Source organism: Pedobacter sp. GQ55, assembly GCF_059758925.1.
This window is the reverse complement of the sequence record NZ_JCAXEI010000008.1, coordinates 38,505-61,430: the sequence shown is the minus strand read 5'-3', so window position 1 is coordinate 61,430 and position 22,926 is coordinate 38,505. Positions and strand designations below refer to the sequence as shown.

The following is a 22,926-nucleotide window of genomic DNA, read 5'->3' as shown; positions in this document are numbered from 1 at the left end:
AACTGGTGAACAAGCCGAGTTGCTTCTGGAAACCTTTCCTTTAGATTTGAGCTCTCTTCTCAAATGCTTGTACGGGCATTTACAAAAGTTGCCCATGCTTATAAATTGGATAAGAAAACCAAATGCACTTTTAAACCAATGGGAAGCATTACTTATGATGCGCGCATTATGACATACAAGGGTGATCATATGGTCTGCTTGTGGTGCATAGGTGGTCGTCAAAGCATTAGTTTTATTTGTCACAACCCCGATTATCTTCCTTACCTCAAAGGTGAAGCTGATTTGGTTTATAAAAAAGATAAATTCTTTCCTTATCAAACCCTGGATATTCCTGAACCAGCTGCACAGGAGATATCGGGATTTATCGGTGTTGATTTTGGACTGACCGATATAATCGTTACTTCTGATGGCGGTAAACACTCCGCTGACTGGATGAATCAATACAGAGAAAAAAGACAACAGGTTCGTAGTTCTATTCAACGCAAAGGCACACGCAACGCTAAAAGGTTGAGCAAACGGCTTAGTGGCAAGGAACGAACTACATCTGCTATAATCAACCACACGATTTCCAAATCGATTGTAAAATCCGCTAAGGATCAAAGAAAAGGAATTGCTATTGAAAACCTCACTAACATCCGTTTTAGTTCTAAACCGAGAAATAGAAAGTTTAGAACAAAACTTGGTCGTTGGTCTTTTGCACAGCTTCGTTCTTTTCTGGAATACAAATGTCCTTTGAATGGTGTTAAGCTGGTCGTTGTAGCACCTGGATACACTTCTCAAACCTGTAATTGCTGCAGATATATTGGTAAAAGAACCCATAAGGGTTTTAAGTGTACAAATAAAAACTGCAAAGTTGATGTGATAGATGCGGATTTTAATGCCGCTCAAAACATTGCTTTGCTTGGGGTTGTTGTAAATCTGCCCGAAAGATGCGATATGTATAGTTGTGCTGTCCATTATTGATGTCTAAAGCCCAATCCATCACCAAGTCTGGTTGGGTTGTTTACAATAGCAGTCATATAAAGGCAATGTTACCAGACAAATGTATATAATTATATAGAATTGGTTAAGTTTGGTTTTTGAAATTGAAAGAAAAGGTTTTACATATCAATAAAGCTATCTCGATCGTTTTGTTAATGGTCTTTTCCATTGCACTTACGCCATTTAGCATTCTTCATAGTCATCATGAGGAGGCGACGCAATGTGCAAAAAATGGGGAGACCTGTAAACATCAATTTCACGTGCGTACGCATGCTGATACTTGTTTAATATGTGCGGCTCATTTCGAAAAAGACTACCTCACCACTCACTCCCATTACACTTTATATCAGGCTAGCAAATCTGGTTTAAAACCTGTAGAGGCAATTAGCAATTCTTACGCTGACTTAATCCGTTTAGGGTTAAGAGGGCCTCCAATAGCTTAGTATTTCTTTAATTTATTGCTTGTCATGACCCTGCATGGATTTTGTGCGGTGCATCATGATTTTATACACTCAATTGAAGCCGACTTGAGCATTCAGGGAGGTTTGTAATCATATAATTATATTCATGAAAAAGATACAATTTTTAATAGTTGTACTACTATATACATTTTTCTCTGCAACTGGTTTTGCTACTGAATTAATAGAATTGAAAGGTAAAGTAGTGGATGCTGAAACCCAACAGCCGTTACCAGGTGCATCGATTTTAATCCCAGACCTTCGGGTTTCTGTTATGACAAATGAATCTGGTGAATTTACCTTAAAAAATGTACCCGCTCGCGGGAACTTCCTTGTACAGATTAGATATGTAGGTTATCAAACAATAACCCAAACTGTCGACTTTAAGAACGTAGGGTCGATGGAATTTGCCCTAAAATCAAGTGTGATAGAGGGGAGGGAAGTAGTTATAACAGGGTCGGCAAATAGTTCCGATAACAAAAAAAATAGTACCTCTATAGCAACCGTAAGCAAGGCTGATTTGCTGTATCGTCCTTCAACCAACTTAATAGATGCTATATCCCGTACACCAGGTGTATCTCAAATCACAACTGGGGCTGGAATATCAAAACCGGTTATCCGTGGCTTAAGCTACAATAGGGTAGTTACGCTAAATAATGGTGTTAAACAACAAGGACAGCAATGGGGGGATGAGCACGGAATTGAAATTGATCAATACAGTGCAGACAGGGTTGAAGTATTAAAGGGCCCGGCAAGTTTAATGTATGGATCTGACGCTTTAGGCGGGGTTATTAATATCCTTGATGCGCTACCGGCTCCTGAAGGAACCATAAAAGGAGAGTTTTTAACGAATTATGCCACCAACAATGGTTTGACGGGTAGCTCATTAATGCTTCAAGGTAACGAAAACGGATTTGTTTATAGAGCGAGGGGCTCGTATAAAAATGCTTATTCTTATCAAACACCAACAGAATATGTTCCCAACTCAGGATTTAATGAATCTAACTTTGAAGGGCAGATCGGGTTAAATAAAAGATGGGGTTATGCGCATTTAGATGCGTCGAGTTTCCGCACTAATATTGGGTTCTATGAACCAGCGAGAAATGAAGATGGGCAACTTGTAAACGAAGATGGAGCTTCATTTACAGATGAACAGAATAAAGACAGAACACTGGCATTTCCAAAACAAGATGTTCGTCATTATAAAGTTGCCTTAAACAGTAATATCTTATTAGGTGAAGGCAGTCTAAAAGCAACTTTGGGTTATCAGCATAATTTAAGAAGAGAACTGGAGGTGGCAGAGGAAGATCCTGCTTTGTTTTTAAATAGTTATACCTATAGCTATGATTTAAAATACTCTTTCAATGAAGTGAATGGCTGGGCTCCTGTAGTGGGTGTTTCGGGCGAATTCATTCATAGTTTAAATACAGGTGGACAAGAGCAGCTAATTCCAGATTTTGACAGTCAGGCATTTGGTGGGTTTGCTTTTGTTAAGAAAACATGGGACAAAAACACTTTTAACATTGGTGCCAGGTTTGATTATAGAAAAATGACCGGCAAAGATTTTCATACTGATGATGTGGATTTTAGTGCGTTTAGCAATAAGTTTTCACATATTACCGGCGCCCTTGGCTATACCCATGAATTTAATGATGCATTAAGTTTTAAGGCTAATGCCGGAAGCGCTTTTAGAGCACCAAATATTGCAGAGTTATCATCTAACGGCGTACATGAAGGAGTATTTCGTTATGAGGTAGGTAATCCAAACCTTAAGCCAGAGCAGAGTTATCAGTTTGATGCATCTTTTGATTATGAGAACAAGTATTTAAGTGCCAGCTTAGGTGGTTTTGCAAATTATATTAATGATTATATCTATTATAATACCAGCGGGGAGACGAAAGAAGTGGATGGCAGAAATTTCCCAGTCTACAACTTTGTTCAAGATAATGCCTTTTTAAGAGGTATCGAAGCCTCCTTAACGTTACATCCAGTAAGTTTTATTCACTTAGAGAATGGATTCTCCTTTACAAGAGCAACCAATCGCACTACCAAGGAATCGCTGCCCTTTATTCCTGCGGCAACTTTACGCAATGAATTGCGTTTTGAGCCAAAAATAAATGGTACCGAGCATTCTTATCTTTCTGTTGGTATTGATAATTTCTTTAAGCAGAGTAAAATTGACAGTTTCGAACAGCCCTCATCTGGCTACACGCTTCTAAATGCAGCAATTGGAACAACTGTTAAGTTGAGTAAAACTCAAGATATTACGATTTATATTGCAGGTAAAAACTTGCTGGACAAAGCTTATTACGATCATTTAAGTCGATTTAAGCCTGGAAGATTAAGTGATGAAGACCCAACTCTTGGTATCTATAATCAGGGACGAAATGTCACATTTGGAGTGAACATCCCGTTTACCTTAAAAAAGTAAGCCACTGATGAACAAAATAAGAGAGGGCAATGCCCCTCTCTTATTTTTAAGTTATCATACCCCCTTATATACATTTAAAAACTGCACGGATTTTTGTATTTCTATGGAAAGCAGCCTGTCGTTCTCGTGAGCCGGAATTTCTTGTCTGAAAGCAAAAATCAACTTCTCCAGTTCAGGAGAAGTTCTAAGAGGTCTTCTAAACTCTAAAGCCTGCGCTGCGGTTAAGAGCTCAATTGCAAGAATTCTTTCTAAATTATTTACAACCCTCAAGCATTTAGTGGCTGCATTTGCACCCATGCTCACATGATCCTCCTGCCCGTTGCTAGATACGATGCTATCTACGGATGCTGGTGTGCATAGTTGCTTGTTCTCGCTGGCAATGGATGCCGCAGTGTATTGTGTTATCATCAGCCCTGAATTTAACCCTGCATTTTTAACCAGAAAAGGAGGTAAGCCTCTTTGTCCGGAGATCAGTTGAAAAGTTCTTCTTTCGGAGATTGATCCAAACTCTGCTAAAGCAAGACACATAAAATCCAACGTTAAGGCCAATGGCTGGCCATGGAAATTACCTGCAGAAATGATCCTATCCTCATCCGGAAAAACATTCGGATTGTCTGTTACAGAGTTAATTTCTGTTTCAAAAACAGATTGTATATAATTGATGCTGTCTTTACTTGCTCCGTGGACCTGGGGTACACACCTAAACGAATAAGGATCTTGTGTTTGTTTGCCTTTTTGCTTAATCAATTCACTTCCTTCTAGCCATTTGCTAATATTAGCAGCAGTTTGAAGCTGGCCTACATGAGGTCTTATGAGATGACTAAGGTCATCAAATGGATCTATCCTGCAATCAAAGCTGTCAATTGAAGTGGCAGCTATGGCATCTGCCCACTTTGCAAGATGCTGGGCTTTAGAAATGCAGTAAATGCCATAGGCACTCATAAATTGAGTGCCATTTATTAGCGCTAGTCCTTCTTTCGATTGTAGAACAAGTGGCTGCCAGCCCAATGTAAGGTACAGATCAGCAGTAGCAATCTTTTCTCCTTTGTAAATTACACTGCCTTCACCTATTAGTGGCAAAGCAAGATGTGCCAGAGGAGCTAAATCCCCGGATGCACCTAAAGATCCCTGGGTATAGATTACAGGTAGAATGTCGCTGTTGTAAAAGGCTATAAGCCTTTGAACCGTAGTTAACGCTATTGCAGAATGTCCATAACTGAGCGATTGTATTTTCAGTAAAAGCATTAGTCTTACAATTTCTGCAGGAACTTCTTCTCCCGTACCGCAAGCATGAGACAGAAGTAGGTTATGCTGTAATTGAGATAGCATTTCGGCCTCGATCTTTACATTTTGTAAGTATCCAAAACCCGTATTTATTCCATATATCGGAGCGTCATTATGATTTAGTTTATCGTCCAAATACTTTCTGCACTTTTCAATTCTTTCAATAGCACTGCCAGATAGTTCGATGGTTTGCTTTTTGGCGATGATTTTTGTGATCTGGGCAAGGCATAACCTTTCCTGACCTAAATAATGAATGCTCATTCTTTGTTTATATTTTAGCAAAATTATAAATAATGCTTAAGTTTAGAACTTTCACTACCTTATTATTGTTTCATTTTAAAACTAACCTATGTTAAAAACAATATCCTTATCCTTTTTTCTTTTATTCTGTGTAGCTACCTCGGTATTCGCTCAAAAAACTGATACGATTTCTATCAACTTAGAAAATGTTAAATATGCTTATCCCGTAAAATATTTTGCCGTTAATACAGAGGGGCAAGACCTTCGCATGGCTTACATGGATATTCCTCCAACCCAACTTACAAACGGAAGAACGGTGGTGTTGTTTCATGGTAAAAACTTTGGAGGATATTACTGGACAAATGTTATAAAAGCACTAACAAGCAGGGGATTTAGGGTTATTGTGCCTGATCAGATTGGGTTTGGCAAGTCGTCAAAAGCCTTTATCCATTATAGCTTTCACCAAATGGCCAAATGGAATAAAGAGTTGTTAGACGGTTTAGGTATTACAAAAGTTAGTGTCCTGGGTCATTCTATGGGAGGCATGCTGGCTACCCGATTTGCACTAATGTATCCTGAAAAAACCGAGAAATTATTGCTTGAAAATCCTATTGGATTAGAAGATTATCGTCGTTTTATACCTTATTCGAGTACCGAAGAGCAATATAAAAGGGAATTAACGGCAACCGCTGAAAGCATTAGGAAATACTATCAGGGCTCTTACTTTACTGTTTGGAAAGCCGAGTATGAGGAACTAGTCCGGATTGCCGGAGGAGTAACCTATAGTGGTGATTTTCCACGTTGGGCAAAAGTTGCAGCCATGACGTATACTATGATTTATGAACAGCCGGTGGTTTATGAATTCTATAACATTAAGGTGCCAACAGTACTGTTTATTGGTAAGGAAGATAAGACTATAGTTGGAAAGGGGCTGCTTAGTCCTGATCAGCAAGCTTTATACGGACAGTATAAACTTTTGGGTAAACAGACTGCTGCCAAAATACCAGGTGCGAAGATTATTGAATTCGAAGCTTGTGGGCATATCCCGCATATAGAAATATCTACTGAATTTAATGTAGCGCTATTAGGTAGTCTATAATGTTTTCTTTGCCGGATCCTGTAAAAATATTTTGGATAAGATGTCGTATAGTTCAGGATGTTTTGCATTAAACTGTTCCGGTTTTTCAAAGAAATATTCTGAAACTACGGCAAAAAATTCGGCTTCATTGGTTATGGCATAAGGATTAATATCTGAATTGCCATTTTCAATGCGCTGTATCTCCTCATGGATCATTTTAACCCATGGAATGGTATACTCGTGTTTCAATAAGTTCTCAGGTACTCCATCGGTTGCTCCGTCAGACTTGTCCAGCAAATGAACAAACTCATGAATTGCAGTGTTCTCTTTATCTGCGCTATTTGAAAAACCTTGCAGAAGGGCAGACCTCGATAAGATCATCTGCCCATTCATAAATCCATTTCCTACCATACCCATAACCCTTCTTTCCCCACCTTCGTATTGAAATTCCGTATTAAAGGTGTCTGGATATAAAACTACACTGCTTAAATTATTATACTTCCAGTTGTCAAAACCAAAGACTGGAATAATGGCACTCGAAGCAATTAAAATTTTATCTAGAACAGTAATCTCAGTTCCAACACCTTCAATTCGGATATAGCTTAAAAACTCGGAAAGTTTCTGTTCAAATCTCGGTTTATCATCCACTTCCAGTTGCTGATAATAGCTTACGTTTTTAAATAGCAACTGTTTATCCCCTTCGCTTAAGCTTACATAATTATGGCGGTTATCTTTTCTAAGTATAAAATAAACTACCAGAAGTAATATTGGGATAAGAATAAATAAACCTTCCATTTATTAAGCTTCCAGAATTTCTAATTGAGTAATCACCTGATCTTGAGTAACCGGATAGGGAACATCATTAACCACACTCTGATAGATTGCCTCGAATAATGGTAGGTAGCTTCCTCTTAAAGAAGGTACTGCGTGAACCGTTTTATTTCCTTGTTCATCAATTAATGTCAATTTGCCTTCTTTTCCTTCAGGTTCAATTCCATAGGCACTGTCAGAAAGTTTCATTCTTTTTAACAGTTGCTCTTCTTGTATATCAGTTCTTTCTTTATGTAAAGAACCTTTTTCTCCATGTAAAACGAAAGCAGGCAATGCATCAACTAATAATAAATTAGAATGAACAAAAACATTAACACTATTAGGATAGCCTAAATGGATAGAAAAGTAATCATCAACTTTAGTATCCTTCCGGTTTTTACCTAGAATTTTATGGAATGTCTCCGGTTTCCCGAATATACTAATCGCCTGATCTAATAAATGAGGTCCCAGATCATACATCAATCCACTTGCCGCTATAGGTTCCTCTTTAAAGGTTTTAGGCCCTATAGCTAATCTGTATCTGTCATAACGGAAGTGAACTTCGTTCAGTTTTCCAAGTTTTCCACTTTCTATTATTTCACGTACAGCTGTATAATCACTATCCCATCTTCTATTTTGGTAGAAAAATATTTTTTTACCCATACGATCAGCCAATTCAAAAAGTTCTTTTGCTTCTGCTGATGTGGCAGTGAATGGTTTCTCGACTAAGATATGCTTTCCAGCACTTAGCGATTTGGTTGCATAATCAAAATGAGTATAGTTCGGCGTGTTTATAATGATAAGTTCAATAGCTTCATCAGCTATTAAATCGTCTATTGTATTATAACTAATTACACCCGGATAATCATCAGCGGCTTGTTTTTGGTTGCGTTCAGTTACAGCATGTAATTTAAAACCTGGGTGTGCATCAACAAAAGGGGCATGAAATACCTTTCCAGACATTCCGTAGGCCATTAAGCCTGTTATAATTTTTTTTTCCATTTTAATATAAATTTCCTTTTAATTCTTCGAAGCTATTATAACCTCCGTAACATTGTGCTAAAAATAAGAAATCACTTTACTAAACGCTTAATATTATTGTAATAAAGCTTCATGTCTAATTGTATCTTTGTAATATGAAACCTGCAGAAATACATGCGAAATGGAAAATTTTGCAACAAAAGATAGCACAGGAATTTGATTCTGATGTACCTGATCTAAAAGTTATACTGTTTTTGATTGGCGTTCAGGAGTTAGGTAAAGGTCCGGGGAAATATAGTAAACGTCAAAAAGAGGAGCTCATGCATATTGCAACCTGTCGTTTATTAAGTGAAATGGGATTCTACGAGTTAGAAGGATTGGACCAGGATGGATGGCCTCATTGGAAACTTGTAAAGCCGGTTCCTTCGTTTGCAATGATGGAGCAGGAGTTACTTCTTAAATCCCTTGCTATACATTATTTTGAAGATATCTACCAATAGGAAGAATATCATAAAAAGTAAAAAACCCGAAGTACATCGTACGACGGGTTTTTATTTTATAGGTAGATGTAAATGTTCTTATTTGCCTTGTTGTTGAGCTTCTTTTTTCAATTGATCGTTAGCAACGATAACAACTTCAACTCTACGGTTAGCAGCCCTTCCCTCTTCAGTTGCATTGTCAGCAATTGGCTCAGAAAAACCTTTACCTAAAGTGATCAAGCGTGATGAAGGAACACCTTGAGAAACTGCATACGCCTTAACTGCAGCTGCTCTTCTTTCAGATAATGCCATGTTGTAGGTTTCAGCACCTTTGTTATCAGTATGCCCAATAACTTTAATGTCAGTTCCAGGATATTGATTTATTGATCCAGCTAATGATTTAATATTTGTTTTAGCCTGAGCAGTTAAATCTGACTTGTCAAAACCAAACAGAATACCACTGTCAAACTTAACGATAATACCTTCACCCTCACGGATAACTTCAGCATTTGGGATAGCATTCTGTATTTCAGCAGCTTGTTTATCCATCCTTTTACCAATAAATCCACCGGCAGTACCACCAACTGCAGCACCAATAATAGCGCCTACTGCTGTATTACCCGCTTTTTTACCGATAATAGCACCAATTACACCACCCGCTGCAGCACCAATACCTGCTCCTTTTTGTGTTTTTGTTAAACTATCGCAACCTTGAAATGCCATTGCACCAAGAGAAAGAGCGATACTAAATGTTGCTATTTTAAATTTTGAAGTAATCATAATATAATTGTTTGTTTTACTTTGAGCCTAACTCAAACCTAATGCCAGTTTTATTGTTTCTTATTTTTATTGTCCTGCACCGCCAATTTTTGTAAACATAAATGTTACAAAAGGACAACTGCGTATTTTAATTTGTATTAAAGCGACCAAAATTCAGTACAACTACCTATTATTCTGAAAAATATTCTTCTAATTCTTTCAAGGTGTTCTCATCTGTAAGAAAATCTTTAATCACCAAGCCTTTTTCTAAAAGAATAATCCTGTCGCAGACGTCTGTAACATGGTTTAAGTCGTGACTGGATATTAACGTTGTCATTTTGTGCTCCCGCTTCAAATTCTTAATTAATGATTTTAGCCGAATTTGAGTAGTAGGGTCAAGATTGGCAAAAGGCTCATCCAATATTAACAATTCAGGGCTCTGCATAAGTGCTGCGGCAATACCAATCTTATTTTGGTTGCCTTTTGAAAAATCGCGAATGTATTTGCCTTTATTAAGGATTTCATCATTAAAGAACTCAATATATTGATTTAGATAATCCATTACATGGGCCGGACTAAAGTTATGGAGGCCTCCAATAAAAGTAAAATACTCTTCTGCAGTTAAATAATCTATCAGAAAACCCTCATCAAGATAAGACGCGGTGTAGTCTTTCCATTTATCCTGCTTTGCAACATTCTCTCCCTTAGACAGGATTTGACCTGCATTTGGGCGAATCAGATCAAGCAGCATTCTGAATAGCGTTGTTTTTCCTGCTCCGTTATTTCCTACCAGGCCGATAGTTTCTCCGGCATTGATCTGTAATTCCTCAATATTTACGACGGTTTTATTCCCGTATATCTTTTTTAGATTTGAAATTTCTAGCATCATGGTTATTCTCTAAAGCCTTCGGCAATGTTATATTTTCTCTTATTAAATTGATTCACTAAAAAGGTCACCCAAAATTCGCGGGTTAGCAGTGCAGCAGCCCCCAATGCTCCCAACGCAGCAAGGCCCCAATAAGGACGATCTACAAAGAAGAAAGGTAAAAATATTACATAGGGTAACAGGAAATAAGGTAATCCTAAAACCCACTGGCTTGCACCTACTCCCTGGAAATTAAATGTTGCAGCTTTGGTTAGGTCTATTGCCCTATAGTTTCGGGTTGCAAAATAAAGCACTATTATCGTTCCTATGCCAATATTATATAGATAGGCAGCAAACTGAACTGCCAAAATCTTCCAGCTGATAAAACCATAAAGACTTATAATCAGGGTTGTAAAAGTAGACATTACAGTGAATAGTAAAAACTTAGCTTTAATGAATTTCCTAAAGTCAATTTTGTTAACCAACAGCCCATCAAAATGAGCGGCCTGCCAGCCAAACATAAACTGACCGTAAATACTAATTACACTGCCAGTCATAAAAACAGCAGCAAATAGCATGGCAGCAAAATTATCATTCTTTAAAAAATCTTTCTTATAAAAAAGGAAGCCATAAAAAACAAAGATCACACACATAATGAGGCTAGATCGTGTCCTTTTATGCCTAAGAATTAATTTTAGCTCTAGGGCAACTAAAGTGCCTATTTCTCCAAAACGACCGAGAATAGGGTAATCCGTGCTCGTTTTTTTCTCCTCATTTCTACTTAACTCCTCTGTATATAAGTTATTACGAAGATATCTGGAGTTAACAAGAAATATTACCAGAGCAATCCCACTAAACCCTAGCGCCACTAAAGGATGTGAAGAAATCACATTAAATATGAGATTTGATATTGCTGAAATAGAAAATACCTTAAAATACTCTAATAGTCCCAGTATGAAAATCGAAGCAAGCATTATAGGTATAACCTTTAAATTGGATATGCTCATTCTCTTTATGTAAAGCGCCGCGTAATTATTAAAAAGTGTAAGGGAAATAATAGAAACTATATACATTATTGCTACAAATGAACCATGCACATCGGCTATTGCGGTTACACAAAAGGGAACGAATAAGAATAACGGCAGGATATTAAACGCAGAAAATAGTGCCCTTGCATTTAAGAAGTTAACTATGGTTTGTTTTGAGATTTTAAGGTGTAGGTAAGGTATGATACTCAATGTGGGTAAATCCTGTAACTGAAGTCTCATCATCATTTCAACAGCAAAATAGTATAAAATAAAGCCATTAAAGACAACGGAAATATCTTTTCCAGGGAAAGATTTTTCAATCAGAATCTCGAGGCTAAGTCCAACAATAACTGCAACTGCAAGCAAATACAGAAGGATAAAGCCAATAAAAATTTGTGCAGCAATAGATCCCCCTTTATTCTTAGAGCGCCAAAAGGCTTTCCATTGATGATTTAGAAAAGTGATGAGCATATTAATAATTGTATTTGTTTTTCCAGTTCTGTTTTAGTTTTTCTCTTAATTTTTCCTCTGCCGGATTTTTACCGGGGTCATATAATTTGGTTCCGCTTATTTCTTCCGGAAGGTATTCCTGAGCAGAGAAATTTCCCTCATAAGCGTGTGAATATTGGTAATCTTTACCGTAGCCAATGTTCTTCATCAGCTTAGTTGGTGCATTCCTGATATGTAATGGGACTGGTAAGTTACCTGTTTGTTTCACCAAAGCCTGAGCTTTATTTATTGCATCGTAAGAAGCATTGCTTTTTACCGAAGATGCCAGGTAGGTAACCGCTTGAGAGAGGATAATCCTGGCCTCAGGATATCCTATTACATTTACTGCCTGAAAGCAATTGTTTGCAAGTAGCAATGCGTTTGGATTGGCATTGCCTATATCTTCTGATGAAAGGATCAGTAGCCTTCTGGCAATAAACAAAGGATCTTCGCCACCTTCTATCATTCTGGCCAGCCAGTAAACAGCCGCATTTGGATCACTACCTCTTATAGATTTAATAAAAGCCGATATAATGTCGTAATGTTGTTCACCAGCCTTATCATACAAGGCAAGATTCTGTTGTGCATGAGCCAGAACGTTTTCATTATTCAGCGTTAATTTATTGCCGCCAATTCCATTCACAGCAATCTCTAAAACATTTAACAACTTTCTTGCATCTCCACCAGATAACCTGATCAATGCTTCATGCTCTTTAATGATGATCTTCTTTTCTTTTAAAACAATATCCTTTTTAATTGCTGTCTGTAATAATCCAGAAAGTTCGTCTTCATCCAATGCTTTTAAAATATAAACCTGGCATCTGGAAAGCAAAGCTGAGATTACCTCAAAAGAAGGGTTTTCTGTTGTGGCTCCTATTAGCGTTACCAGGCCCCGTTCAACTGCTCCCAGTAAACTGTCTTGTTGTGATTTACTAAAGCGATGAATCTCATCAATAAACAAAATGGGTAAGCCCATTAAACTGTTTTTAAGTTGAGCGGCTCTGTCTATAACATCTCTTATATCTTTTACACCTGAATTTATAGCACTCAGATTAAAGAATGGACGATCAAGTGTTTGAGAAATGATATACGCGAGGGTAGTTTTGCCAACACCGGGAGGGCCCCAAAAAATCATTGAAGGTAGCTGTCCACTTTGTATGGCCTTTCTTAGTACCGCATCAGGCCCTACTAAATGTTTCTGGCCGACATATTCGTCCAGATTTTGCGGACGCATGCGTTCAGCTAAAGGAGGGAGGTTTTGCATAAAAGTAAAGATACAAAACCCCAGTTTAAAATATCATAGTTTTTATACTACGATCCTGCGTTTTTAGCAGGCTTTTTCTTCCAGAATTTACGTTTTGGTTTATCGTGACGCAAAGGTCTTTCTGAAGATTCAGTAGCGCTTTCCAGAGGCGCTTCACCAAGATGTTCTGGTAAAGCCATTCTTTCGATTTGTTTTTCAATCAGTTTTTCAATGCTTGCCAATTTACGTTTGTCTCTGTTATTAACCAATGTAATTGCAGTGCCTTTAGTTGCCGCCCTGGCAGTTCTGCCAATACGGTGTACATAGTCCTCCGCATCATGAGGCACATCAAAATTAATTACCAGATCAATTCCTTCTACATCAATACCACGACTTAGAACATCTGTACCAATTATGATAGGCAATTGTCTGTTTTTGAATTTTAGTAATATACTTTCTCTTTCCTTTTGACCAAGATCCGAATGAAAAGCTTCAGCTTTAAGCCCCAAATTTCTAAAAACTTTACCCAGGTTTTTTACCTTTTCTTTTGTCGATGCAAAAACAATAATGCTCTTATACTCATCTGTTTTTAGAATAGAGGAAAGCAAAGGCACTTTTTGTTCATCATGTATCAGATAAACCTGTTGCGATATCCCTTCGGCTGGCTTAGATAAGGCGATGTTAATTTGTTCAGGGTGTTTTAGCAGCGTTCCCGCCAGCTTCCTGATTTTTGGAGGCATAGTTGCAGAAAACATTACAGTTTGTCTACTTTCAGGAAGATAGCTCACAATGCGCATGATGTCATCATAAAACCCCATGTCAAGCATCCTATCTGCTTCGTCCAATACCAAATGCTGCAGTTGATCCAGCTTTAAAACACCAGATGAAAGATGAGAAATCAGACGGCCAGGAGTTGCAATAATAATATCCACTCCTTCGCGCATCGATCTCTTTTGTTGTTCATAGGCAATCCCATCACCCCCACCATATACAGTTAAAGAGCTGATGTTTGTGAAGTAAGAAAGCGCTTCAACCTGTAAATCTATTTGTTGAGCAAGCTCACGTGTAGGAGCAAGGATCAAAGTATTGTTGTGACGTTCTTCTGTTCCCGCAATCATATTCATGATTGGCAAAAGGTAGGCTCCGGTTTTTCCAGTTCCTGTTTGCGCACAGGCAATTAAATCTTTTTTGCTTAAAATTAAAGGAATTGCCTGTTGCTGAATAGGTGTGGCATCACGAAAACCCATTGCCGATAACCCTTCAAATAAATCAGGGTTAAAATTAAAATCTTTAAAATCCAATATACTTTATGTTGTTTGCATTATCCGTATAAAAGTAACCTTTTTCTGTCACACATCAAACGCTTTTCTCTTCAACCTGAATTAGCTTTTTCATCTCCAGATTTCCATTGTATTGTGCACCGAATTCTATCTCCAGGGTTTCAGTTTTAATGTCACCATTTACTTTTCCTGTTTTTTTAATTTCAAGTTGGCTCACCTTTACTTTTCCGTTAACCGTTCCGTAAATAATTGCCGAGGTAGTTTCAATATCACCCACAATAATGCCCTTTTCGCCCAAAATAATGCCATTTCCAGTCTTTACATTTCCTGTTACTTTGCCGTCAATTCTTATAACCGATGTTCCTGTAAGCTCTCCTGTAACAACAAAACCGTCGCCTATTAATGTTGAAATTTCCTGTTGATTGATATCTGGTATCTGAGACTGTTTGGTTTTCTTAAACATTATTCTAGTGTTAAAAAAGATCTGGGATTGATTATTTTACCGTTCTTGTGGATTTCGTAATGTAAATGCGGACCTGTAGATCTGCCTGTAGAACCAATTTTTCCTATGTTATCGCCTGCTTTTACCTGTGCTCCTTCGCTAATCAATATCCTTGACAAATGACCATAATAGGTTTCAAATCCATTGCCATGATTGATCACAATACAATTGCCATATCCACCTCTTCTACCGGCATAGGTTACCTTTCCGCTTGCAGTACTTTTAACTATTTCGCCGCGTTTCCCTCTAAAATCTAATCCTTTATGTGTCTCCACATTTTCGCCGGTAAAGGGGTTTTCACGATGGCCATAACCAGAAGTAATGGCGCCGAAATGAGGATAACCCATTGGGGTAAAAGCAACATAGTCAATCATCTTATTAAGGTATCCTTCATAGAACTTACCTATCTCCTCAACCGAAAGAATATCAGAATTCCCTTCGCCACCTTCGTTTTTAACAATGGTTTTTATACCCCTTGCTTTTAGAAATTTATTTATAGTAAGCAACTTCTTGTCGATCGACTCGTAGTGTTTTTTTAATGCAGAAGTATCTAGAGTTGTAGCTTCTTTTTTATTCTCCTGCAATTGCTTGCTTAGGAGTTCTTTTGATGATTCAACTAATGTCATATTGTATGACAGATAGATTATCAGTCCCAGTAAAAAAACAAAAGTACCCAATAGCCCAAATACATATTTTTTCCAATGTAAAATATAACTGCTTGGAACCTGTATTGGCTTGTTGGAGTTTTGATTGTTATTTACAAAGATGATGGTTGTTCTATCCTTCTTCCTTGCCATAATTTAAGAATTTAAAATTTGTACGGATGCAAATATATCATTTTCAGGTTTATATAAAAGCATCCGTATAAATTGGCAAAGATATTAATGTTACTTTTTCTTTTCGGCGTAACCGAATACCTTCTGTAACAGAGGAGTAGACCTAGCTCCTATATTGTCTCTAATCTTCAGTTCTTCCTGGGCAACCTGTATAAACATTCCGTCTATGGCTTTCTGTGCTACATAGTCTGAAAGGTCTGTAGATACCGGCTTTACCAAAGGAATTTTATTATACTGATTGGCAGCATCGCCCCAATATTTTGTAGCACCAACCTTATTCAAACTTGTTGTAATAACAGGCCTAAATTTTTCCATCAGTTGTGCTGTAGTTACTCGTTTAAAATAGTTAGTTGCAGCATCTTTGCTTCCAAAAAGGATGTTAGTAGCATCAGCAATAGTCATTTGTTTTATTGCTGAAATGAATATTGGTTTAGCTTCTTTTGCTGCGTCTTCTGCTGCACGGTTTAAACTGGTAATTACATTATCTGCAAGAGAACCTAAGCCAACACTGCGAAGTGTTTTCTCTACTTTTTGTGCTTCTGGGGGGAAAAGGATCTTAACGGCCATATTGCCTAAAAATCCATCCTTTGCTGAAAGCAGATCTGCACCATGCGACGTGCCCAACTCCAAAGCCTGCTTAATTCCTAAGCCCATTTCACTTGTTGTTGGGGTGCCACCTGTTTGAACCTGATTTAATATCTTTCCAATTTGAGCCTGGCTCTGTACATCACAACTGCTTAATGTTATAGCCGCTAATGCGAGCAGATAAATTTTATTTTTTTTCATTCAATGCTGTCTTATCCTCCAAACTTAGCAAATCTTTAGCCAATAATTTTGCTGATTTAGCTAATTTGATGAATTCAGACCGATAGCCTTCATTATCATCCCCCATTGCTTTTTGCGCATTACGAATTACCTGGTCAAAGTTTGAGTTCTGACGGAAATCAGATTGTCTTAACAGCATCCCAAATTCAGCAACCGCTGCACTAAACCTAAAGTTGTCAGTGGTTTTGTCAAAAGGAACCCTATTGTCAAGTACTGGTTGCTCAATTAGTTTGCTCACATTCCCATCTGGTTGTTTATAACGAAGTTTAACAGTTAACAATTCCTTATTATTTCCTGAAATGACAGGTTTATTGTTTTTCTGGTATTTCAAATCATCTATACTGCCTGAAAAAATGCTCTTTACACCAACAGGTATAACTTCATACAATGCGGTTACTGTATGGCCAGAACCAAGTTCGCCTGCGTCCTTCTGATCATCATTAAAGTCTTTAGCTTTCAGCATACGGTTTTCATAACCAATTAATCTGTAGGATTGTACTTTCGATGGATTAAATTCTATTTGCAGCTTTACATCTTTCGCTATGGTAAATAGGGTTCCACCAAATTCATTTACTAAAACTTTCCTTGCTTCGGTGATATTGTCTATATAAGCGTAGTTTCCATTTCCTTTGTTTGCAAGTATTTCCATTTTACTATCCTTATAATTCCCCATTCCGTAACCAAGAGTAGTTAAAAAGATTCCATTTTTGCGTTTTTTCTCAATTAGCTTTTCCATATCGTCGTCACTCGATGCCCCTACATTAAAATCGCCATCTGTAGCTAAAATCACCCTGTTATTTCCGCCTTTTATGAAATTTTCTGAAGCCACTTTGTAAGCCAGTTCAATACCTTGCCCGCCTGCTGTAGATCCCCCTGCACTTAATTTATCCAATGCATCCTTGATTTTGATCTTCTGGTTACCCGGAGTGGATGGCAAAACCAAACCCGCGTTACCTGCATACACTACAATGGCAACCTTATCTGAAGATCTGAGCTGATCAGTTAATAATTTAAATGAAGACACGAGTAAAGGAAGTTTATTTGCCCGGGCCATTGATCCAGACACATCGATGAGGAATACCAAATTTGAGGCAGGTAATTTCTCAGTAGAAATTTTACGGCCCTGCAAGCCTATCTTTACCAGTTTATGGCTAGCATTCCAGGGAGCGTCGGCTATTTCAGTAACAATGTTAATTGGGTCTTTACCTTTTGGCTGCGGATAGTCGTAATCAAAATAATTGACCATTTCTTCTATTCTTACTGCATCAGCAGGAGGTAGCCCCCCATTGTTAATGAATCTGCGTATATTAGTATAGGATGCAGCATCTACATCAATAGAGAATGTCGAAAGTGGGTTTTTTATGGCATTTCTGAATTGATTTTCTTTTATTGATGCATAGCTTTCCTCAGTAGGCATTGGACCCGAAATAATTAGTTCCTGGTCCCCTTGAACAATATGAAGTCCGGCAACTTTGCCTTGTAACACGGAAGGAGCATAAGAATTCACAGATCCTGTAAGAGCTTGTTTTCTTTGGGTCCCATAACCGACCACAACTAGTTCTTTCAAGGTCTTTCTATCTTCATTTAACACCACATTCATTACCGGCCCATTAATTTTCTGTTTCTTTTGCTCAAATCCAATAAAGGAAAAACTAAGCTCTTTGGTCTGTTTTGTAATGCCTATGGAATATTTTCCCTTTTTGTCAGTTACCGTTCTTTTACCATCAGGTAGTGATTGCACATAGACCCCCACTAACGGGGCTCCTGTTGCCTTTTCGGTAACAGTTCCTGTAATAATTCTAAGGGAAACCTTATTGGCTTTGAATGCGGTAAACAGCAAAACAATAAATATTGGTAACAATAGCTTTTTCATAATCGTCTGTTTTTCTAAATGATGTAAGCTTTGCAGAAATTCCACACCAGTGTCGAAAAATATTTTTATACTTGAGAAAATTATACCCGAAAGGCCCTTTGAAGTTTATAAAGAATAACGCCAAAATCCAGGAGCAGGATGATGCTGCTTTAATTACACGCTATAGGCAAAGCGGTGATCTGGAATCATTGGGTGTGCTTTATAACAAGTATATGCACCTTGTATTTGGTGTGTGTTTAAACTATTTAAAAGACGAGGAGCAAAGTAAAGATGCAGTAATGCAGATTTTCGAAGAACTTGTCGTTAAGCTCAAAATTCACGAAGTACAGAACTTTAAAAGTTGGTTACATGTATTATCCCGTAACCATTGTTTAATGGCCCTTCGTAAGAATTCAAAAAATACAATTGTTTCATTAGAAGATACTTTTGTGGAAAACACAGATTTTGTGCATCTTGATATTGATGATACAAAAGAGACTAAGCTTATCGTTATGGAAAAGTGTATGGAAACACTTCCTGAAGAACAACGCGTAAGTGTAGATTTGTTCTATCTGCAAGAGAAATGTTATAAAGAAGTAGCAGATATTACCGGCTACGATATGCTAAAAGTTAAGAGCTATATCCAAAACGGCAAGAGGAACTTAAAAATTTGTATAGAAAAGAATAGTGGTGAATAATGATTGGTTAGATATAGCAGTTTTAGAAGATTATCTTGATGGTAAGCTTGATGCCAAAACTATGAACAGGGTTGAGCGTGAAGCGCTCGAAGATCCTTTTGTGGCAGAAGCATTGGCTGGCTTAAGCATGTCGCCTAAGCGATCTCTTGAATCCCTTTCTTTGCTTCAAAAGCAATTACATGAACGTGTTGCTGAGCATCATTCTGCTAAAAAAGCAACAGTAATAACCTGGCAACGCCTAAGTATTGCCGCTGCAGCTGCCGTGATATTTATATCTGTTGGAATTATTTTCTGGATGAAGCAGGTGAATTATCAGGAGATGGCATCTAAAAGACCTAAAAAGATTGATGTAAACATAGCCCCAAAACCGAGCAGTGATCGTGTGATCGAAAATGCAGATGCTGTAGCAACACTTAAAACCGAAAGTACAGATAAAGCTTCTACTGAGATTGACAAAGCAATAAAAGCGGCCAAAACTAACAGTTATGCTGCTAATTCAAAGCCTAAATCAAAATCCATAACAAATAGTACTGAACCAACGCCAGTTGCTGATGCGACTGTAGCGGCAGCGCCGGCTTCAGCCGCAAGGGTATCAAATGATTCAAGCGTTAAATTGAATGAAGTAGTCGTGGTCGGTTATGGGGTTCAAAGAAAACAATCTGTGGTAGGATCTGTCACAACTGTTAGAAGCCAAGAGATTAAGGATACGCTGTCGAATCCAAAACAATTGCTGCAAGGAAAAGTAGCTGGCCTTAACATTGAGACGGCATCACCAGTTGACGGATGGATTGCTTTTAGAGAATATTTAATTAAGGAAAATCGTTACAATCTAGAGTTAAAAAAAGGTGAATCTGTAGAACTTGAGTTTAACATTAAAGGTAACAAGCCAAGGAATATTAAAATTATAAGGGGCATCGAAGAGAAGTACAATAAAGAAGCCATCCGTTTATTAAAGGATGGCCCCAAATGGAATCAACCTATCTCAGGCAGTTCCAAAGTATCAGTTGTAATCGATTTCTAAAAAAACAAATGTATAATTCCGTAGACAATTGCCGCTAGCGTTGCAGAAACCGGAATGGTTAATACCCATGCCCAAAGTAAGCTAACGGTAACTCCCCAGCGTACTGCCGAAACTCTTTTTAATAAACCAACACCTACAATTGAACCTGTAATGGTGTGGGTTGTAGAAACCGGGATACCAAAGTGTTCCGTAATACCTAAGGTTACTGCACCTGCAGATTCTGCAGCTACACCCTCAAAAGCATTTACTTTGGTAATTTTAGAACCCATCGTTTTTACAATTTTCCAGCCGCCGCTCATGGTACCTAATGCAATTGCAGCATAACATGAAATAGGAATCCATTCAGGCATTGCATCTCCGGTGTGTAATACATTCGCAGCAACCATAGATACATAAATGATACCCATTACTTTTTGGGCATCGTTACCACCATGTGTAAAACTTAATGCGGCAGAAGAGATCAGTTGTAATCTTTTAAACCATTTCTCAGCTACAGAAGGCCGGGCATTTTTGGATATATGTAAAATGATAATGGAAATAATAACTGATATCACCATACCAATAACCGGTGCCAGAACTATAAACGCAACAACTTTTAAAATTGGAGCAAGGTTAATTGCCGACATTACACTTGCGCCTACTGTAGCTGCTTTTGCCATACCGGCTCCGGCAAAACCACCAATTAAGGTATGTGAAGAACTTGAAGGAATACCGAACCACCAGGTAAAGAGATTCCAGGTAATGGCAGCGATAAGGCCTGCCAGAATAACTTCAAGCGTTATAAAATTCTCGACAACAGTTTTGGCTATTGTATTAGCCACTTTATGGTCTGTAAAGTAAAAGTAGGCGGCAAAATTAAATACTGCTGCCCATAGCACTGCCTGAAAAGGAGAAAGTACTTTTGTAGAAACGATGGTAGCAATTGAATTTGCTGCATCGTGAAAGCCATTTATATAATCGAATCCTATTGCGAGGATGATTACAACAACCAATAAGGTAGTTACCATTTTTTGAAGGTTTAAGCGTTCTTTACCAAAATAGATTCCAGCACATTAGCCGCATCTTCACATTTATCAGTAGCCATTTCAAGAGTTTGAAGAACCTCTTTTTGTTTGATCAATTCAATTGCGTTGGTTTCAAATTCAAACAAACGGGCAATTGCTAAATTACAAACATAGTCCGCCTGATTTTCGCCGCTGTTAATCCTTACACAGGCATCAGCAATAACACGAATATTTTTAAAACTTCTTAATTCTTTAATTGCTTTATCCAAATCGGTACACATCTCTACCAATAGCTCAGCAAGTTTGATCATTGCATCACCAACATTTTTTACATTGTATAATTCAATGTTACTAGCCGAAGCATGAATGTAATCTGCAATATCATCAACTGCACTGGCTAGCGCGTGGATATCTTCCCTGTCGAAAGGAGTGATGAAGTTCTTGCTAAGTTCAAGGAAAATCGAATGGGTAATGTCGTCACCTACGTGCTCTAAACGTTCAACTTCCTTAATGTATTCTTTTCTTTTTTCTGTATCGGTTGCACTTAATGCAAGCAATAGCGCTTCAGAAATTTTCAATACGTTACTTCCAGCCTGTTCAAATAGCGGTTGGAACTTTTTGTCTTTAGGGGTGAAGAACTTAAAAATACTATTCATCTTTTATAAAATATGATACAAAAGTATGAGTACAATGTTAAGTTAATGTTAAGTGTTAAGTTTTTTTAACTAAGCGAATTATGATTAGCCAACCTTTTCAAGTGTAAAGGCAAATGTTGTTCCGATCTGTAAAGTACTTCTTACAGATATGATTTGCTGATGGGCCTCAAGTATGTGTTTTACAATAGCCAATCCAAGTCCGGTACCACCTTCTTCTCTTGATCTGTGCGAATCAATTCTATAAAAGCGTTCAAATAGGCGAGGCAGGTGTTTTTCGTCGATGCCTATTCCGTCATCAGTTACCTCGATCAAATACTGGTCATGAAGTTCAAAGATCTTTATAGCGGTTGAACCACCATGTTCTCTGCCGTATTTTAGTGAATTCTGAATCAGGTTAATCATTACCTGTCTGATTTTTTCTCTATCTGCATTAACAAATGCAGCGTGTGTATATTTTTCCTTAAATGACAGTGTAATCTCTCTGAGTTTTGCCTTGTCTTCTAGACCTTCCATTACCTCTTTAGCGAGCAGCACGAAGTCAAATTTCTCATAGTTAATTGGAATCTCGCCTGTTTCTAATTTAGAGATAGAGTCAAGATCGTTAATTAAATAGCTTAACCTTTCAACATTCTTACCTGCTTTTGTTAAAAATTTAGCGGCCATTTCCGGATCATCCACAAGGCAATCCTGCAAAGTATCTATGTAGCCTTGTATGGCAAAAAGAGGCGTTTTAAACTCATGTGAAACGTTAGACAGGAATTCTCTTCTGAATTGTTCCTGTTTCTTTAAAACGTCAATCTCACGCTTTTTTGCCCCCGCCCATTCTTTAACTTCTTGTTCAACATCATTAATTGGATCTGAGCTCACATATTCTCCAAGAGCATCTTTAAGGTCCTTGCCCAATTTTAAATTGTGAATAAGCTTATAAATCAAAACTATTTTAGAGTAAATGTATTTTTCGAGCAGGTAGTAGAAAACAATAAAACATGTTAAAAATGATACGCCAAATGACATCAGCATAAAATACCAGCTATGCTGAAAGTAGAAATTTACAAGACCTATCGAAATACCAACTGCTAATGCTGCAATTAAAACTAATACACTTAATTTCATTCTTTTACTCAAA

The 22,926-nt window shown here is 37.7% G+C and carries 21 protein-coding genes and 1 pseudogene; 7 read left to right on the top strand and 15 right to left on the bottom strand.

Features of this window, described 5'->3' with window-relative positions:
- Positions 1 to 45 precede the first annotated feature (45 nt).
- The 3 genes and pseudogenes from AC6CH7_RS19385 to AC6CH7_RS19375 form a co-directional block, all read left to right on the top strand.
- A pseudogene (locus AC6CH7_RS19385) lies at positions 46 to 963 on the top strand (RNA-guided endonuclease InsQ/TnpB family protein); the annotation flags it as partial.
- 116 nt (positions 964 to 1,079) lie between these two features.
- Complete coding sequence (locus AC6CH7_RS19380) at positions 1,080 to 1,424, top strand: hypothetical protein (protein ID WP_498264293.1); 345 nt, start codon at positions 1,080 to 1,082, stop codon at positions 1,422 to 1,424.
- A 124-nt stretch (positions 1,425 to 1,548) separates the two neighbouring features.
- Entirely contained in the window at positions 1,549 to 3,870 is a 2,322-nt protein-coding gene (locus AC6CH7_RS19375; protein ID WP_498264292.1) for a TonB-dependent receptor, read from the top strand.
- Positions 3,871 to 3,924: 54 nt separating this feature from the next.
- On the opposite strand, the gene hutH is transcribed toward AC6CH7_RS19375, so the two are convergent.
- Positions 3,925 to 5,415, bottom strand: coding sequence for a histidine ammonia-lyase (gene hutH / locus AC6CH7_RS19370; RefSeq protein ID WP_498264291.1), 1,491 nt, complete (start codon positions 5,413 to 5,415; stop codon positions 3,925 to 3,927).
- A gap of 88 nt (positions 5,416 to 5,503) precedes the next feature.
- Between hutH and AC6CH7_RS19365 the strand changes: the two genes are divergently transcribed.
- Positions 5,504 to 6,493: an alpha/beta fold hydrolase gene (locus AC6CH7_RS19365; protein ID WP_498264290.1), complete on the top strand. Its 990-nt coding sequence runs from the start codon at positions 5,504 to 5,506 to the stop codon at positions 6,491 to 6,493.
- On the opposite strand, the gene AC6CH7_RS19360 is transcribed toward AC6CH7_RS19365, so the two are convergent.
- Positions 6,488 to 7,267: a M90 family metallopeptidase gene (locus AC6CH7_RS19360; RefSeq protein WP_498264289.1), complete on the bottom strand. Its 780-nt coding sequence runs from the start codon at positions 7,265 to 7,267 to the stop codon at positions 6,488 to 6,490. The two genes, AC6CH7_RS19365 and AC6CH7_RS19360, sit on opposite strands and share 6 nt — an antisense overlap.
- 3 nt (positions 7,268 to 7,270) lie before the next feature.
- Positions 7,271 to 8,284 (bottom strand): Gfo/Idh/MocA family oxidoreductase, encoded by a 1,014-nt coding sequence (locus tag AC6CH7_RS19355; RefSeq protein WP_498264288.1) that lies wholly within the window; start codon positions 8,282 to 8,284, stop codon positions 7,271 to 7,273.
- A 134-nt stretch (positions 8,285 to 8,418) separates the two neighbouring features.
- Between AC6CH7_RS19355 and AC6CH7_RS19350 the strand changes: the two genes are divergently transcribed.
- Positions 8,419 to 8,763 carry a hypothetical protein gene (locus AC6CH7_RS19350; protein ID WP_048907844.1) on the top strand — a complete coding sequence of 115 codons (345 nt, stop codon included), beginning with the start codon at positions 8,419 to 8,421 and terminating at the stop codon, positions 8,761 to 8,763.
- A gap of 78 nt (positions 8,764 to 8,841) precedes the next feature.
- Here AC6CH7_RS19350 and AC6CH7_RS19345 read toward each other — a convergent pair whose 3' ends face one another.
- From AC6CH7_RS19345 to AC6CH7_RS19305, 9 genes are all read right to left on the bottom strand, one after another.
- Entirely contained in the window at positions 8,842 to 9,522 is a 681-nt protein-coding gene (locus AC6CH7_RS19345; RefSeq protein ID WP_498264287.1) for a YiaD family glycine zipper/OmpA-like lipoprotein, read from the bottom strand.
- 169 nt (positions 9,523 to 9,691) lie between these two features.
- Complete coding sequence (locus AC6CH7_RS19340) at positions 9,692 to 10,390, bottom strand: ABC transporter ATP-binding protein (RefSeq protein WP_498264286.1); 699 nt, start codon at positions 10,388 to 10,390, stop codon at positions 9,692 to 9,694.
- A 2-nt stretch (positions 10,391 to 10,392) separates the two neighbouring features.
- Positions 10,393 to 11,865 carry a DUF5687 family protein gene (locus AC6CH7_RS19335; protein ID WP_498264285.1) on the bottom strand — a complete coding sequence of 491 codons (1,473 nt, stop codon included), beginning with the start codon at positions 11,863 to 11,865 and terminating at the stop codon, positions 10,393 to 10,395.
- A 1-nt stretch (position 11,866) separates the two neighbouring features.
- Positions 11,867 to 13,147: a replication-associated recombination protein A gene (locus AC6CH7_RS19330; protein WP_498264284.1), complete on the bottom strand. Its 1,281-nt coding sequence runs from the start codon at positions 13,145 to 13,147 to the stop codon at positions 11,867 to 11,869.
- A 47-nt stretch (positions 13,148 to 13,194) separates the two neighbouring features.
- Positions 13,195 to 14,427 (bottom strand): DEAD/DEAH box helicase, encoded by a 1,233-nt coding sequence (locus AC6CH7_RS19325; RefSeq protein WP_498264283.1) that lies wholly within the window; start codon positions 14,425 to 14,427, stop codon positions 13,195 to 13,197.
- A 55-nt stretch (positions 14,428 to 14,482) separates the two neighbouring features.
- On the bottom strand, positions 14,483 to 14,869 hold the full coding sequence (locus AC6CH7_RS19320; protein ID WP_498264282.1) for a bactofilin family protein: 387 nt from the start codon (positions 14,867 to 14,869) through the stop codon (positions 14,483 to 14,485).
- Positions 14,869 to 15,705 carry a M23 family metallopeptidase gene (locus AC6CH7_RS19315; RefSeq protein ID WP_498264281.1) on the bottom strand — a complete coding sequence of 279 codons (837 nt, stop codon included), beginning with the start codon at positions 15,703 to 15,705 and terminating at the stop codon, positions 14,869 to 14,871. The genes AC6CH7_RS19320 and AC6CH7_RS19315 overlap by 1 nt, the downstream gene beginning before the upstream one ends.
- Before the next feature lie 90 nt (positions 15,706 to 15,795).
- Positions 15,796 to 16,530 (bottom strand): DUF4197 domain-containing protein, encoded by a 735-nt coding sequence (locus AC6CH7_RS19310; protein WP_498264280.1) that lies wholly within the window; start codon positions 16,528 to 16,530, stop codon positions 15,796 to 15,798.
- Positions 16,517 to 18,442, bottom strand: coding sequence for a vWA domain-containing protein (locus AC6CH7_RS19305; RefSeq protein ID WP_498264279.1), 1,926 nt, complete (start codon positions 18,440 to 18,442; stop codon positions 16,517 to 16,519). Before AC6CH7_RS19305 ends, AC6CH7_RS19310 begins: the two co-directional genes overlap by 14 nt.
- A gap of 98 nt (positions 18,443 to 18,540) precedes the next feature.
- On the opposite strand from AC6CH7_RS19305, the gene AC6CH7_RS19300 reads away from it, so the two are divergent.
- Entirely contained in the window at positions 18,541 to 19,119 is a 579-nt protein-coding gene (locus AC6CH7_RS19300) for an RNA polymerase sigma factor (protein ID WP_498264457.1), read from the top strand.
- Positions 19,112 to 20,140 (top strand): hypothetical protein, encoded by a 1,029-nt coding sequence (locus AC6CH7_RS19295; protein WP_498264278.1) that lies wholly within the window; start codon positions 19,112 to 19,114, stop codon positions 20,138 to 20,140. Before AC6CH7_RS19300 ends, AC6CH7_RS19295 begins: the two co-directional genes overlap by 8 nt.
- Here AC6CH7_RS19295 and AC6CH7_RS19290 read toward each other — a convergent pair.
- The 3 genes from AC6CH7_RS19290 to AC6CH7_RS19280 all read right to left on the bottom strand — a co-directional run bounded on the left by AC6CH7_RS19290 (position 20,137) and on the right by AC6CH7_RS19280 (position 22,913).
- Entirely contained in the window at positions 20,137 to 21,147 is a 1,011-nt protein-coding gene (locus AC6CH7_RS19290) for an inorganic phosphate transporter (protein WP_048907833.1), read from the bottom strand. The two genes, AC6CH7_RS19295 and AC6CH7_RS19290, sit on opposite strands and share 4 nt — an antisense overlap.
- A gap of 11 nt (positions 21,148 to 21,158) precedes the next feature.
- Positions 21,159 to 21,800, bottom strand: coding sequence for a DUF47 domain-containing protein (locus AC6CH7_RS19285; RefSeq protein WP_048907832.1), 642 nt, complete (start codon positions 21,798 to 21,800; stop codon positions 21,159 to 21,161).
- A gap of 84 nt (positions 21,801 to 21,884) precedes the next feature.
- Positions 21,885 to 22,913 carry a sensor histidine kinase gene (locus tag AC6CH7_RS19280; protein WP_048907831.1) on the bottom strand — a complete coding sequence of 343 codons (1,029 nt, stop codon included), beginning with the start codon at positions 22,911 to 22,913 and terminating at the stop codon, positions 21,885 to 21,887.
- Positions 22,914 to 22,926: the final 13 nt, after the last annotated feature.